We start from the raw sequence: 13315 nt of genomic DNA on the forward strand, positions 1-13315 counted from the left end.
TCGGCCTGCCCTTTGAGCAGAACCAATTGGTCATTCGCGCCGGCCTGATAAGCTTGCCCGTCGTTCCCACAGCCGAATACCGCCATGCATCTAGAGTCCTGGTCCCACGCCTGTTCCGCCGGTTTCACCCTGCGTGGCTGGAACAGCCCGCCCTCGGGCAAGCCGCTGCTGCACTTCCTGCATGGCAACGGCTATTGCGGGCGGGTCTATGAGCCGCTGCTGGAACGCCTGGCCGAGGATTTCGACCTGTGGCTGTGCGATGTGCAGGGGCATGGCGACAGCGACCACGGTGGCCGCTTCCACGGCTGGAACCGCAGCGCCGAGCTGGCCCTGGAGGCTTTCGCCGCCGGGCGTGAGCAGTTTGCCGATGTGCCGGCCTTCGCCGCCGGGCACAGCTTCGGCGGCGTGCTGACCGGCCTGATGCTGGCCCAGCAGCCACAGCTGTTCCAGCGCGCCGTGCTGCTCGATCCGGTGCTGTTCACCCCGGCGATGATCGGCGTCATGGCGCTGTCCGATGTGGTCGGCCTGAGTCAGCGCAACACCCTGGCCAGCAAGGCGCGCAAGCGGCGCCAAAAGTGGCCGGATCGTCTCGCCGCCCATGCCGCCCTGCACGGCCGCGGCATGTTTCGCGGCTGGACCGAGGCGGCGTTCGAGGCCTATATCAACCATGCCCTGCGCGACACCGAGGACGGCGTCGAGTTGAAATGCCGGTCGAGCCGCGAGGCGGACATCTTCGCCTCCTTCCCCAAGCGCCTGTGGCCGTCGCTGGCCAGGGTGGTGACGCCGACCCAGGTGCTCTATGGCCAGGACAGCTATCCCTTCGTCGCCAAGTCGGTGGCGCGCTGGTGCGCCAGCAATGCCCATGTCCACGCCCAGGTGGTCCAGGGCGGCCACTGCTTCATGCAGGAGCAGCCCGATGACAGCGCCGAGCGGATGCGGGCGTTTCTCCAGGCGGCGGGATAGGCGTTGCACGGAACCGGGCCGATCTGGTGCTGTCCAGGCTGGACCCAAACGAAAGGAAGCGATGATGAAACGGATACTGTGCGGCCTCCTACTGGCGCTTGCCGGCCAGGTCCAGGCCATGGATTGGCGGGACAGCCCGGCGGTCGCCGAGGCCTTTGCCCGTGCCGGGGTGACCGGCACCTTCGTGCTCCATGAGGTCGGCAGCGAGCGCTGGCGGGGGCACAACCGACAGCGTGCGCTGACCCGCTACAGTCCGGCCTCGACCTTCAAGATTGCCCATACCCTGATCGGTCTCGACACCGGCGTGGTCAGCGGTTTGGAGGAGGTCTTTCCTTTCGACGGCAAACCCAAGTTCCTCAAGAGCTGGGAGAAGGACATGGGCCTGCGCGAGGCGCTCAAGGTCTCCAATGTGTCGGTCTACCAGGCACTGGCGCGGCGTATCGGTCTGGCGCGCATGCGCAGTCGGGTCGCAGCGCTGGACTATGGCAACGGCGAGATCGGCAACCAGGTCGATCAGTTCTGGCTGCGCGGGCCGCTGGCCATCAGCGCGGTGGAGCAGGCCCGCTTTCTAGCCCGCCTGGTTCAGGACCAGCTGCCCGTTACCCCAGCCATCCAGGCCCAGGTGCGGGACATCAGCCTGCTCGAGCAGGGTCCGGATTGGCGGCTGTACGGCAAGACCGGCTGGGCCACGTCGGGCGATCCCGACATCGGCTGGTGGGTCGGCTGGGTGGAGCAGCAGGGCCGGCGCTACAGCTTTGCCCTGAATATCGACACCCATTGCGACGCTGATCTGCCCACGCGGATCGAGCTGGGCAAGGCCAGCCTGCGGCTGTTCAAGCTGCTCTAGAGCCCTGGGCCCCTGTCAGTGCTCGCGCTCGCGGCGCCAGCGCTCCAGGTCGATCACCTGCGGATTGTCGGTCGGCGGTGCGCTGAACGGATGGGGTTCCAGTTCGATGCGCCCCAGGTGCTGGCCGAACATGACGATGCTGCCGACATGGCGCTGTTCGCCGGTGACGGTGAACTCGAAGCCATAGACCCGTGCCAGGCGCTTGCGACCGCGGGCATCGGCCAGCAGGGTGATTTTGCGCAGGGCGACATTGTCGTCGAGTAGCTCGACCTCGACCTTCGCGCAGTGCTGCTTGACCAGCGCCAGGGCGCGCTCGCGCAGGCCGTGGGCGTGCCACAGCCAGGCGCCGGCCGTGGCCAGCAGCATCAGGACGAAGATATTGCCGAGGGTCAGCATGGTGAACTCCAGGTAGCCGCGGGCTTCGGCCGCGGTTAGCCCGCATTCTGCCAGGGTGCCGGGGTGGCTGTCTTGGCCGTGGCCTCAGTCCTCGTCCTTCAGCTCCTGGTAGCGCTGCTCCAGCTCCTGGCGAATCGCCCGGCGCTGCCGGCCCTGGGCGAAGCGCCGCTGTTCCTCGGCACCCTGGGGCTGGCGTGGCGGCACAGGGGTGGGTTTGCCCTTGTCGTCGACGGCGACCATGGTGAAGAAGCAGCTGTTGGTGTGGCGTACCGAGCGCTGGCGAATATTCTCGGTGACCACCTTGATGCCGATTTCCATGGAGCTGCGCCCGGTGTAGTTGACCGAGGCGAGGAAGGTCACCAGCTCGCCGACGTGGATCGGCTCGCGGAAGGTCACCTGGTCCACCGACAGGGTCACCACGTAGCAGCCGGCATAGCGGCTGGCGCAGGCGTAGGCGACCTCGTCGAGGTACTTGAGCAGGGTGCCGCCGTGCACGTTGCCGGAAAAATTGGCCATGTCCGGGGTCATCAGTACGGTCATCGACAGCTGGGCGTTTCCGGCTTCCATGGTTGGGCTCTGTGTGGCGGAGGGGATACCCTTCTGAACGAATCAGGTGGGCCGCGGGTCACGCTCGAGCCGGGCAAGCCCGGGCACGGCCGAGCCGCCTGCGCCTACTTGCCGGCGGAAAGCCCGAAGTCGATGGCCAGGTCGGCGCCGGTGATCGCCTCGGCATGGGGCTGGCACAGGTACCAGACCATCTCGGCGACTTCCTCCGGGCGCAGGAAGCGCGCCCCGCGACCCTGCGGGTAGAGGCTCAGCAGCTCGCGCTTGTAGGCCGTGGGGTTGCCGTTGCCGTAGCGCTCGGCCTGGTAGTCGAGCATCGGCGTGGCGATATCGCCGGGCGACACCGCATTGACCCGCACCCCGTGCTCGGCCAGTTCCAGGGCCAGGGTCTTGCTCAGCATCACCAGCGCCGCCTTGCTCGCGCAGTAGGCCGCCGAACCGCGATAGGCCTGGCGCCCGGCGTCGCTGGCGATATTTACGATGCAGCCGCGAAATTCCTTGAGGTGCGGGATGGCCGCCTGGCTGAGGTAGAAGGCGGCCTTGAGGTTGACGCCCATGACCAGGTCGAAATCCTCTTCGCCGAACTGCGCCACCGGCCCCTCGCGCCAGACCCCGGCGGCATTGATCACCGCGTCCAGGCGCCCGCTGCTGGCCATCACCTTGGCGATCAGTTCATGGCAGTTGTCGGCGCTGCGCAGGTCGGCGGTGCTGCTGAAATCCAGCGGCACCTGGCCATTGAGCGCATGCAGGCCGCCCTTGTCGACATCGGTGGCCGTGACCCGCCAGTGACTCTGCGAGAAGCGCTTGGCGATGGCGCGGCCGAGGCCGCCGGCGGCGCCGGTGATGAGGATAACGGGCGTGCTCATGGGGTGTTCCTCCAGGGGCGGTGGTCAATCCAGTGTAGGTAACGGCTGCGACCTTGCCGCCCGAGGGGCGGATGCCTCGCGCCTCGCCGAGCGCTGGACCGGGGCCACAGCGGGATACTGGAAGGTGGTGGTGATTATTGAACGAAATGTTCGATTTTCAACACATCATCCGCAGGCTGGCGCCAGCCTGTCAAGGCTGCCGCTCACTGGCGGCCGGGGGTGAGAGCTGAGCGCCTTCGGGGCGCCGCTCAGCTCTCCAGCCAGACGTCGCGGACCCAGTGCCACACGGACTCCCAGGATTCGTCCTCGTTGATCTCGCCGGTGTCGGCTTCCCACAGCAGTACGGTGCCGTCCTCTTCCACTACGTAGTAGTTGCCCTGGTCTTCACACAGCGGCACGTACTCTCGCGGAACCCCGAGGGACCAGGCGGTGGCGGCGACTTCCGGCAGGTAGGTGTGCGACTGCGGGTCGGCGGCGGTCACCGGCTCCAGGCGGCCATAGACCACGTCGCTGACGGTGAGGAGGAATTCGCGCAGGGCATAGGGCAGGTGGATGAGGATCTGCTCCTGGATCTCCACCAGGGTTTCCTCGTCCGGCAGCTCCAGCGGCACCGGCACCGGCTCGTTCAATTCGCGCAGCTGATCGATCACTTCTTCCACGACAACGGGTCCTCATGCATGGGGATGGGCTTTATACAGCAGCCGATGCCGCGAGGATAAAGCACAGTCGAAGTCCGTGCTCACCCCCGGCCCGGACGGCGGGCCAATGCCTTCGCGCGTATAGGTCCGGAACTGCTGTTGGCGGCCGCTGCTAGCATCAAGTGTTTCTGCCGGACAGGGCCCCGGCAACTAGAATTCAAGCATGAGCCGGTCGCTCATGTGCAGCCCGCAGGGCGGGCGTGAACCGGAGGTGCATCATGCATATGGCAGCAACAGTACAGCGCAGCCTGGAGCGAGCGCAGATTCAGTTCGATATCGTCCCTCACCCGCATTCGGAGAGCAGCCTGGAATCGGCGCGAGTCGCCAGTGTGCCGGCCGAGCGTCTGGCCAAGCCGGTGATTCTCGATGACCGCAAGGGGCATTACCTGATGGCCGTGGTGCCGGCCAACCGCCACCTGGACATGAGCATGGTCTGCAAGGGCGACGAGCAATGGCAGCTGAGCAGCGAGTCGGCTATCGCCGGCCTGTTCAAGGACTGCGAACTCGGGGCGGTGCCGGCGGTCGGCGAGCCCTATGGGATGAACATGCGGGTCGACCCGCTGCTTACCCGCCAGCAGGACATCTATTTCGAGGCCGGCGATCACGAGAGCCTGGTGCACATGAGCACCGAGCAGTTTCTCAAGCTGGTGCCCCGTGCCGAAGTCTGCGAGCTGTGCCCGCAGGCCTGAGGCGCCGCGGCCGCCGATCTACTATCGGCGCCGCTCCATCGCCTGTCGGCGCTGTCATGGAAAAGGGCAGAAGCACGGTGGCCGGCGCTGACGCCCGGACATAAAAAACCCCAGGCAGGCCTGGGGTTCGCGCTGTACCGGGGAATCGGTCAGTTCTGGCGGATGCCCGCCACCAGCCAGGGCTGGTTGTCGCCGACGGCACGCTCCAGGCGCCAGCTTTCGCTGAAGGCCTCGCCTTGGTCGAAGCGCGAAGTCTTCGACACGCCGCTGAAGGTCAGGGTGGCCACGGTCTTGTCGCTCATGTCATCGACGCCATCCAGCTGCACATCGAGATTGTCGATGTAGGTCGACTGGAAACCGTCGCCCAGTTCGGCGCGCTCGCGCTTGAGGAACTCCAGCAGCTGTGGGGTGACGAACTCGGCGATCTTGTCCATCTCGTTGGCGTCCCAGTGCTGCTGCAGGCTGAGGAAGTGCTCGCGGCCGGCGCTGACGAAGCTCTGCTCATTGAACCAGGCCGGGGCGTTGATCACCGGCTTGATCGCGGCGCTGCCGCCGCCGAACACCGGGTTGGCGGCGGCCGGCATTTCCCGCTGGTAGGGCGCGCCACCGGCCATGGCCGGCTGGGCCTGACGGCGGCGGGCGGCGAGGAAGCGGAACAGCAGGAAGGCGATCAGGCCGAAGATCAGCATGTCCATGATCTGCAAGCCTTCGAAGCCGTCACCCATGAACATCGAGGCCAGCAGGCCACCGGCGGCCAGGCCGGCCAGTGGGCCGAGCCAGCGCGAGGCGCCGCTGGCGGCGGCAGGTTGACGACCGGCGGTCGGTGCGGTGGCGGCCGGCTGGCTTTGCGGCGCAGTCTGGCGAGTCTGGTGGCTCGGCGCGGAGCCGAACGACTTGCCGCCGCCCAGGCGCTTGGCTTCGGCTTCGAAACTCATGGTAAGGCCCAGGCTCAGGCACATGGCCAGGGCGATGCTGAGGAAACGCTGCATGATCGGTCGTCTCTTGGTGGTTGGAACGCTGCACGGCATCTTGCACGGCCAGGGCGACTAAGGCCAGCCGCAGAGTGTTTCGGACTTTTGCCTGTTGTCGGTTTCGCTTCCGCTGACCATCACGCCAGTCGCCGTCGTTGACCCTGTTTCGGTCTCGCACAGAGGCGACGAAGTCCAGGTTCAGCGGCGCAACAGCATCAGCAAGGGGCCGCTGCGTAGCTGCCGGCGCAGGTAGGCGCGCAGGTCGGCCGGCTCCTCGTCGGGGTGGCGCAGCCAGTGCAGCACCGTGCGCAGGTACGCGCCGCTGAGCAGGCTCTCCTCGGCGATCCGATGCAGGTGAATGGCCTCGCGTTGCGCCGCCTCGCGCCACCACTGCACGGTGCGGCTGACGCGCAGCAGGCCGAGTACCTGCAGGTGGATATGCCCGGGTTCCAGCTTGTACAGCAGCATCTGCCCGGTCACCTCACGGTGGGCGGCGAGGCAGTCGAGCCAGGCAATCAGCAGTTCCTCCAGGCGCCTGGCCGGGTCCAGGGTGATCAGGTCGGCGGCCTTCGCCCGGGTCAGCAAGGCGTGGTCGGCGCGGTCGAACCAGGCTTCGACCAGCTGATCCTTCTCCCGGTAGTGCAGGGCGATGCTGTCCAGGCCGACACCCAGCTGGGTGGCCACGTCGAACAGGTGCAGGCGCTCCCAACCGCAGACATCGGCCAGTTCCAGTGCGGCGTCGAGGATCTTCGGCGCGGTGATGGTGGTTTTCTTCATCGGCTCACCTCGTTTCCGAGTATGGGCCGGGCGCGCACAGGGGCAGGGTGGAAACGACAGACGGAGCCCGAAGGCTCCGTCTGTGCGGCGGGGCGGGCGCCGGGCGCTCAGCGCCAGTTGTACAGCTCTTGCTCGGACAGCTGGTGCATCTGACCGACCTGGGCCTGGAAGGCCTTCATCGAGGCCCAGATGCGTCCGTTCAGTTCGCTCTGTGCGGCCAGTTCGCCGAGTACTTCCTCGGACTGGAACTGCATGGCCTGCAGCACCTCGTCGGGGAAGCGCTTGAGCAGGGTGCCCTGCTGCTTGAGCTGATCCAGGGCCATGGCGTTGTGGTAGACGTAGTCGTCCAGCATGTCCTGGTTGGCGGCGCGGGTGGCCTCGGTGAGGATCGCCTGCAGATCGGCCGGCAGGCTGTCGAGGGCCTTCTGGTTGATCAGCAGCTCGAGCACCGCCTGGGGTTCCTGCCAGCCCGGGTAGTAGTAGAACTTGGCCGCCTTGTGCAGGCCGAAGGCCAGGTCGTTGTAGGGGCTGACCCAGTCGGTGGCGTCGATCGCGTTGGTCTGCAGGGCGGTGAATATCTCGCCGCCCGGCAGGTTCACGGTGGTCGCGCCGAGGCGGCTGAGCACCTCGCCGCCGAGACCCGGCATGCGGATCTTCAGGCCCTTGAGGTCATCCAGGGAGTTGATCTCCTTGTTGTACCAGCCGCCCATCTGCATGCCGGTATTGCCCACCGCCAGTGGCTTCACGCCAAAGGGTGCGTAGGCCTCGTCCCACAGCTGCTGGCCGCCGCCCTTGCTCAGCCAGGCATTCATCTCCGGGGTGGACAGGCCGAACGGCACGGCGGTGAAGAACTGCGCCGCCGGCACCTTGCCCTTCCAGTAGTAGGCGGCGCCGTGGCCGAGCTCGGCGGTGCCGCGCGACACCGCATCGAACACCTCCAGCGGCGGCACCAGTTCGCCACCGGCGTAGACCTTGATGGTCAGGCGCCTGTTGCTCATGGTCGCGACCCGCTCGGCCAGGCGCTCGGCGGCGGTGCCCAGGCCGGGGAAGTTCTTCGGCCAGGCGGTGACCATCTTCCATTGATAGGTCTGTGCTTGCTCGGTCGCGGCTTGCTCAGTGCTGGCTTTCTCGTCATTGCAGCCGGCCAGACCGATGGCGGCGAGCAGCGCCGCAGCGGCGCCGAACAGGAAACGGCGGTTCATCGAAAATCTCCCCAATTGCGCGGTGGTGTGGTTGTTGGTCTTGTTAAAGCGCTTGCAGCTTGGCGTAGCTGAGCATCAGCCACTTGCTGCCTTCGTTCTCGAAGTTCACCTGGACCCGGGCCTGGGCCCCGGCGCCCTCGAAGTTGAGGATGGTGCCCTCGCCGAACAGCGAGTGCTGCACGCGCTGGCCGAGGCTGAAGGCGGTGTCCGGTACGGCGCTGCCGGCGAACATGCTGGCGCCGCTCATGTTGCGGCTGCTCGCGCCCAGGGGGCGGCTGACGCTGTTGGACAGGCGCACTTCCTGGATCAGTTGCGGCGGGATCTCGCGGACGAAGCGCGACACCTTGTTGTAGGTCTCGCTGCCGTACAGGCGGCGGGTCTCGGCGTAGGTGATCACCAGCTTGTGCATGGCGCGGGTGATGCCGACGTAGGCCAGGCGCCGTTCTTCCTCGAGGCGCCCCGGTTCTTCCAGGCTCATCTTGTGCGGGAATAGGCCCTCTTCCATGCCGACCAGGAACACCTGGGGGAATTCCAGGCCCTTGGCGCTGTGCAGGGTCATCAGCTGGATGCTGTCTTCGTTCTCCGCGGCCTGGGTGTCGCCGGCCTCCAGCGAGGCGTGGCTGAGGAAGGCCTGCAACGGCGACAGCTCGTCGTCTTCGTCGTTGTCGAAGGCCCGCGCGGCGCTGACCAGTTCCTCGAGGTTCTCGATGCGTGCCTGGGCCTTCTCGCCCTTTTCCGCCTTGTGGTAGGCGATCAGCCCGCTCTGCTCGATGACCGTCTGGGTCATCAGGTGCAGGGGCATGCTCAGGACCTTGGCGGCCAGGTTCTCGATCAACTCGATAAAGCCGGCCAACGCGCCAGAGGCTCGCCCCGGCAGGGCCTTGGCGGCGACCATCAGGCGGATCGCCTCCCACATCGAGACCTCGTGGGCGCGGGCGTATTCGCGGATCGCCTCGACGGTCTTCTCGCCGATGCCGCGCGCCGGCACGTTGATCACCCGTTCGAGCGCCGCGTCGTTGCCGCGGCCGTCGAGCAGACGCAGGTAGGCCATGGCGTTCTTGATCTCGGCGCGCTCGAAGAAGCGCTGGCCGCCGTAGATGCGGTAGGGGATCTTCTCGCGCAGCAGGGCCTCTTCCAACACCCGTGACTGGGCGTTGGAGCGGTAGAGGATGGCGATCTCGCTGCGCTTGAGGCCGTCCTTGCGCAGGGCGTCCTCGATGGTCTCGACCACGTAGCGGGCTTCGTCGTGTTCGTTGAACGCCGCGTACAGGCTGATCGGTTCGCCGTCGCCGCCCTCGGTCCAGAGTTCCTTGCCCAGGCGTCCCTGGTTGTTGGCGATCAGGGCGTTGGCGGCCTTGAGGATGCCGGCGCTGGAGCGGTAGTTCTGCTCCAGGCGGATCACCTCGGCGTCCTTGAAGTCGTCGGAGAACTGCTGGATGTTCTCGATCCGCGCGCCGCGCCAGCCGTAGATCGACTGGTCGTCGTCGCCCACCACCATCAGGCTGTCGCCGCCCTTGGCCAGCAGGCGCAGCCAGGCGTACTGCACGGCGTTGGTGTCCTGGAATTCGTCGACCAGGATGTGGCGGAAGCGCCGCTGGTAGTGCTCCAGCAGGCCGGGCTTGTCGCGCCACAGGTCGAGGGCGCGCAGCAGCAGCTCGGAGAAGTCGATGACCCCGGCGCGGGCGCAGGCGGCCTCGTAGGCCTCGTAGATCTTCAGCATGGTGGCGAGGAACAGGTCGCCGCCGGGCTGGATGTTGTTCGGCCGCAGGCCCTCGTCCTTCTGCCCGTTGATGAACCACTGGGCCTGGCGCGCCGGCCAGCGCTGCTCGTCCAGGCCCAGCTCGCGGATCACCCGCTTGACCAGGCGCTGCTGGTCGTCGGAATCGAGGATCTGGAAGTTCTCGGCCAGCCCGGCTTCCTGCCAGTGCGCTCGCAGCAGGCGGTGGGCCAGGCCGTGGAAGGTGCCGACCCACATGCCGGCCGGATTCATCCCGAGCATCTGTTCGATGCGCGCGCGCATCTCGGCGGCGGCCTTGTTGGTGAAGGTCACCGACAGGATGCTGTGCGGCGAGGCGCGCTCGACCTGGATCAACCAGGCGATGCGGTGCACCAGCACGCGGGTCTTGCCGGAGCCGGCGCCGGCCAGGACCAACTGACGGCCCAGGCCGGCGGCTACGGCCTGGCGTTGGGCATCGTTGAGGGAATTGAGGAGAAGCGAGAGGTCATCATGCATCGCGGCATTCTAGGGGGCGGGGCGAGGCAGGGCAAACCGCGGCGCATGCCAGGCTGGCGCGGACGACCGGCGGGTCGGCAGGGCGGGCGCCGTGCCACGATGAAAGTCGCTCGTGCAACCGACGAAATGGCTGCACTGGACGGTTGGGCCAGGCGCCTGCCTCGGGTATGCTCCGCCGACGCCTAGGCAACCACTACAAGAACATCGCCTATGACTGCCACCGCTCATGCCGTCGTCACGCAGCCTCAGCTGGACGAGGGCAACCCTAGCCATCGTCCGTTCGCCACCGACATCGCCGTGGAGCGCACCCGTCTGCTCTATCACGGCTCACGGGTGCCGACCCTGTTGATGCTGCTTACCGGGCTGGCCTGTGCCTACCTGCTGTGGGCGCCGCACAACCGCCTGTTGCTGTGCCTCTGGCTGGTCTGGCTGGTGCTGCTGGCGCTGCTGCGCCTGGTCCAGGTAACCGCCTTCAATGCCGCGCCGGCCGAGGCCCAGGCCCAGTCGCACTGGCGCTGGCGCTTTCTCGTCGGCGCCGGGGTCTCCGGCCTGACCCTGGCCTTCGCCGCCATCGTCCTGGTGCCGCCCGACGAGTTCTTCCAGCAGGCCCTGCTCCTGGGGCTGCTGTCCGCGGCGATCCTCTCCGCCAGTGTCGCCTATGCGGTCAGCCTGCCGGCCTTCCTGACCTTCGTCCTGCCCTGCCTGGTGCCGACCCTGGGCTACCTGCTGCTGAGCGATCACCAGTTGCTGCGTGGCTGGGGCCTGGTCGGCTCGATCCTGGCCCTGGCGTTGCTGGTGGTGGCCTGGCAGGTCAACCGCCTGTTGCAGCGCAGCCTGTTGCAGCGCTTTCAGAACCTGGCGCTGATCGACAATCTCGAGGACGCCATGCGCCAGGCCGAGGGGCTGAATGCCGAGCTGGGGCGGGAGGTCGAGCAACGTCGGCGCGCCGAGCACGAGCTGCGCGAGGCCCACGGCGCGCTGGAAGTGCGCGTGGCCGAGCGCACCCTGGAGCTGGACGCCGCCACCCAGGCCCTGGGCAAGAGCCAGGCGCGCCTGGCCCTGGCCCTGGAGGCCAGCGAGCTGGGCCTGTGGGACTGGAACCTGGAGAGCGACGAGGTGCACCACTCGCAACTCAAGGAGATCTTCGGCTTGGAGCCGGAGGCCGTGCAGATCATGCTGCGCGACCTCAAGCCACGGCTGCATCCGGACGACCTGCCGCTGCTGCGCCGCGCCCTGGTCGAGCACTTCAAGGGCCGCAGCGACGGCTACCAGATCGAGTACCGCATCCAGCACGCCCGCGGTCACTGGGTGTGGATCGAGGACCGTGGCCGCGCGGTGGAGCGCGACGCCAGGGGCCGGGTCCTGCGCATGCTCGGCACCCGCCGCGACATCAGCGCGCGCAAGCTCCAGGAAGAACAGCAGCGCCTGGCCGCCACGGTGTTCGAGGCGGCCAGCGAAGGCATCGTCATCCTCGATCCGGACTACCGCCTGCTGGCCGCCAACCAGGCCTTTCGCCAGGTCACCGGCTATCGCCAGGACGAGCTGGTCGGCCAGAGCGTGGCGACCCTGATCGGCAGCCGCGAGTCGCGGCGCCAGTACCAGATGATCCGCCTGGAGCTGGAGGCGGTCGGCAGCTGGCAGGGCGAGTTGATCGAGACCCGCAAGAACGGCGAGCTGTATCCGCAGTGGCTGCAGCTCAAGGTGGTGCGCGACGGCAGGGGCCAGGCCAGCCATATCGTCGGCTTCTTCGCCGACCTGTCGGCGCGGCGCGAGACCGAGGAGCGTTTGCGCTACCTGTCGCATTACGACGAGCTGACCGGCCTGGCCAATCGCAGCCTGTTCAAGCAGCGCCTGCACGAGGCCAGCCAGCGCGCGCGACAGAGCGGCCGCAGCCTGGCCCTGCTGCACATCGACCTGGACCGCTTCAAGTTGCTCAACGACAGCCTTGGTCACGAGCTGGCCGACCAGCTGCTGCGCCAGATGAGTCGCCGTCTGACCCAGGCCGTGCCCGAGGCGGACACCATCGCCCGCTTGTCCAGCGACGAGTTCGCCGTGCTGCTCGACTCCTACGGCAGCCTGTCGAGCCTGGCGCGCATGGCCAGCCGCCTGCTGGCCAAGCTGCGCCTGCCGCTGCTGGTCGGCGGCGAGGAACTGGTGGTCAGCGCCTCGGTCGGCATCAGCCTGCTGCCGGACAACGCGCGGGAGATCTCCGCGCTGATCAGTCAGGCCAACATGGCCATGCAGCATGCCAAACATCTGGGCGGCAACACCTTCCAGTTCTATACCGACAACCTGCAGGCCTGCACCCTGGAGCGCCTGCAGCTGGAGAACCAGCTGCGCAAGGCGATCGAGGAAGGTCAGCTGGAGGTGTTCTATCAACCCAAGCTGTGCCTGGCCGACGACAGCGTGAAGGCCGCCGAGGCGCTGGTGCGCTGGCGCCACCCGAGCCTGGGCCTGGTGCCGCCTGGCGAGTTCATCGGCCTGGCCGAGGAAACCGGCCTGATTGCGCCGATCGGCGAGTTCGTCCTGCGCCAGGCCTGCCAGCAGGCGCGCGAGTGGCAGCGGCAGGGCCTGGCCGACCTGCGCGTGTCGGTCAACCTGTCGGTGCACCAGCTGCGCAAGGGCAACCTGACCAGCCTGGTGCGCCAGGTGCTGGAGGACACCGGACTGGCGCCGCACCTGCTGGAGTTGGAGCTGACCGAGAGCCAGCTGCTGGACAACGTCGAGAGCGTCATCGCCACCTTCCAGCAGTTGCGCGAGTTGGGGGTCAAGCTGGCGATCGACGACTTCGGCACCGGTTACTCCTCGCTCAGCTACCTCAAACGCTTCCCGGTGGATTACGTGAAGATCGACCAGAGCTTCATCCGCGACCTGGCGATCGGCGGCGAAGACGCGGCGATCACCCGGGCGATCATCGCCATGGCCCACGGCCTGGAGCTCAAGGTGGTCGCCGAAGGCGTGGAGACCCAGGCGCAGATGGACTTCCTCAAGGCCCAGCATTGCGACGAGATCCAGGGCTACCTGATTAGCAAGCCGGTACCCGCCGAGGCGTTCGCGCGCCTGTTGAGCGAGCAGGCGGCGGTCACATTGCAGGCTTGAGCCGCGCCGA

12 protein-coding genes are annotated in these 13315 nt (G+C 67.3%); 4 read left to right on the forward strand and 8 right to left on the reverse strand.

All coding sequences use genetic code 11. The features are described from left to right. The first annotated feature begins 84 nt into the window (after window positions 1–84). Window positions 85–963: an alpha/beta fold hydrolase gene (locus ACSX1D_RS21470; RefSeq protein WP_439860363.1), complete on the forward strand. Its 879-nt coding sequence runs from the start codon at window positions 85–87 to the stop codon at window positions 961–963. A 64-nt stretch (window positions 964–1027) separates the two neighbouring features. Continuing rightward, on the forward strand, window positions 1028–1810 hold the full coding sequence (gene blaOXA, locus ACSX1D_RS21475; RefSeq protein ID WP_439860364.1) for a class D beta-lactamase: 783 nt from the start codon (window positions 1028–1030) through the stop codon (window positions 1808–1810). 15 nt (window positions 1811–1825) lie between these two features. On the opposite strand, the gene ACSX1D_RS21480 is transcribed toward blaOXA, so the two are convergent. The 4 genes from ACSX1D_RS21480 to ACSX1D_RS21495 all read right to left on the reverse strand — a co-directional run bounded on the left by ACSX1D_RS21480 (window position 1826) and on the right by ACSX1D_RS21495 (window position 4295). Next, on the reverse strand, window positions 1826–2206 hold the full coding sequence (locus ACSX1D_RS21480; RefSeq protein WP_439860365.1) for a DUF3301 domain-containing protein: 381 nt from the start codon (window positions 2204–2206) through the stop codon (window positions 1826–1828). An 84-nt stretch (window positions 2207–2290) separates the two neighbouring features. Then, window positions 2291–2773, reverse strand: a complete 483-nt coding sequence (locus ACSX1D_RS21485) for an acyl-CoA thioesterase (protein ID WP_439860366.1) — start codon at window positions 2771–2773, stop codon at window positions 2291–2293. A 104-nt stretch (window positions 2774–2877) separates the two neighbouring features. Then, the gene (locus tag ACSX1D_RS21490) at window positions 2878–3636 is read right to left on the reverse strand and encodes an SDR family NAD(P)-dependent oxidoreductase (RefSeq protein ID WP_439860367.1); all 759 of its coding nucleotides are present in this window, start codon (window positions 3634–3636) and stop codon (window positions 2878–2880) included. Between the two features lie 248 nt (window positions 3637–3884). Then, window positions 3885–4295 (reverse strand): SMI1/KNR4 family protein, encoded by a 411-nt coding sequence (locus ACSX1D_RS21495; RefSeq protein ID WP_439860368.1) that lies wholly within the window; start codon window positions 4293–4295, stop codon window positions 3885–3887. Between the two features lie 257 nt (window positions 4296–4552). Between ACSX1D_RS21495 and ACSX1D_RS21500 the strand changes: the two genes are divergently transcribed. Further along, a complete protein-coding gene (locus ACSX1D_RS21500) occupies window positions 4553–5023 on the forward strand; it encodes an aminoacyl-tRNA deacylase (RefSeq protein ID WP_439860369.1) in 471 nt (156 codons plus the stop codon). Window positions 5024–5172: 149 nt separating this feature from the next. On the opposite strand, the gene ACSX1D_RS21505 is transcribed toward ACSX1D_RS21500, so the two are convergent. From ACSX1D_RS21505 to uvrD, 4 genes are all read right to left on the reverse strand, one after another. Next, window positions 5173–6012, reverse strand: a complete 840-nt coding sequence (locus ACSX1D_RS21505; protein ID WP_439860370.1) for a Tim44 domain-containing protein — start codon at window positions 6010–6012, stop codon at window positions 5173–5175. Window positions 6013–6192: 180 nt separating this feature from the next. Further along, window positions 6193–6771, reverse strand: a complete 579-nt coding sequence (locus tag ACSX1D_RS21510) for a TetR/AcrR family transcriptional regulator (protein ID WP_439860371.1) — start codon at window positions 6769–6771, stop codon at window positions 6193–6195. Between the two features lie 107 nt (window positions 6772–6878). Further along, the gene (locus ACSX1D_RS21515) at window positions 6879–7973 is read right to left on the reverse strand and encodes a TRAP transporter substrate-binding protein (RefSeq protein WP_439860372.1); all 1095 of its coding nucleotides are present in this window, start codon (window positions 7971–7973) and stop codon (window positions 6879–6881) included. 43 nt (window positions 7974–8016) lie between these two features. Beyond that, window positions 8017–10206 carry a DNA helicase II gene (uvrD, locus tag ACSX1D_RS21520; RefSeq protein WP_439860373.1) on the reverse strand — a complete coding sequence of 730 codons (2190 nt, stop codon included), beginning with the start codon at window positions 10204–10206 and terminating at the stop codon, window positions 8017–8019. A gap of 210 nt (window positions 10207–10416) precedes the next feature. On the opposite strand from uvrD, the gene ACSX1D_RS21525 reads away from it, so the two are divergent. After that, on the forward strand, window positions 10417–13305 hold the full coding sequence (locus ACSX1D_RS21525) for an EAL domain-containing protein (protein WP_439860374.1): 2889 nt from the start codon (window positions 10417–10419) through the stop codon (window positions 13303–13305). Window positions 13306–13315 lie beyond the last annotated feature (10 nt).

Origin of the sequence: Pseudomonas sp. MBLB4136 (assembly GCF_051904765.1) — a bacterium.
Classification (GTDB): Bacteria; Pseudomonadota; Gammaproteobacteria; order Pseudomonadales; family Pseudomonadaceae; genus Aquipseudomonas.

Coding starts and splice junctions, on each gene's coding strand:
- ACSX1D_RS21470 (WP_439860363.1), top strand. CDS start 85: ATGCATCTAGAGTCCTGGTCCCACGCCTGTTCCGCCGGTTTCACCCTG.
- blaOXA (WP_439860364.1), top strand. CDS start 1,028: ATGAAACGGATACTGTGCGGCCTCCTACTGGCGCTTGCCGGCCAGGTC.
- ACSX1D_RS21480 (WP_439860365.1), bottom strand. CDS start 2,206: ATGCTGACCCTCGGCAATATCTTCGTCCTGATGCTGCTGGCCACGGCC.
- ACSX1D_RS21485 (WP_439860366.1), bottom strand. CDS start 2,773: ATGGAAGCCGGAAACGCCCAGCTGTCGATGACCGTACTGATGACCCCG.
- ACSX1D_RS21490 (WP_439860367.1), bottom strand. CDS start 3,636: ATGAGCACGCCCGTTATCCTCATCACCGGCGCCGCCGGCGGCCTCGGC.
- ACSX1D_RS21500 (WP_439860369.1), top strand. CDS start 4,553: ATGCATATGGCAGCAACAGTACAGCGCAGCCTGGAGCGAGCGCAGATT.
- ACSX1D_RS21505 (WP_439860370.1), bottom strand. CDS start 6,012: ATGCAGCGTTTCCTCAGCATCGCCCTGGCCATGTGCCTGAGCCTGGGC.
- ACSX1D_RS21510 (WP_439860371.1), bottom strand. CDS start 6,771: ATGAAGAAAACCACCATCACCGCGCCGAAGATCCTCGACGCCGCACTG.
- ACSX1D_RS21515 (WP_439860372.1), bottom strand. CDS start 7,973: ATGAACCGCCGTTTCCTGTTCGGCGCCGCTGCGGCGCTGCTCGCCGCC.
- uvrD (WP_439860373.1), bottom strand. CDS start 10,206: ATGCATGATGACCTCTCGCTTCTCCTCAATTCCCTCAACGATGCCCAA.
- ACSX1D_RS21525 (WP_439860374.1), top strand. CDS start 10,417: ATGACTGCCACCGCTCATGCCGTCGTCACGCAGCCTCAGCTGGACGAG.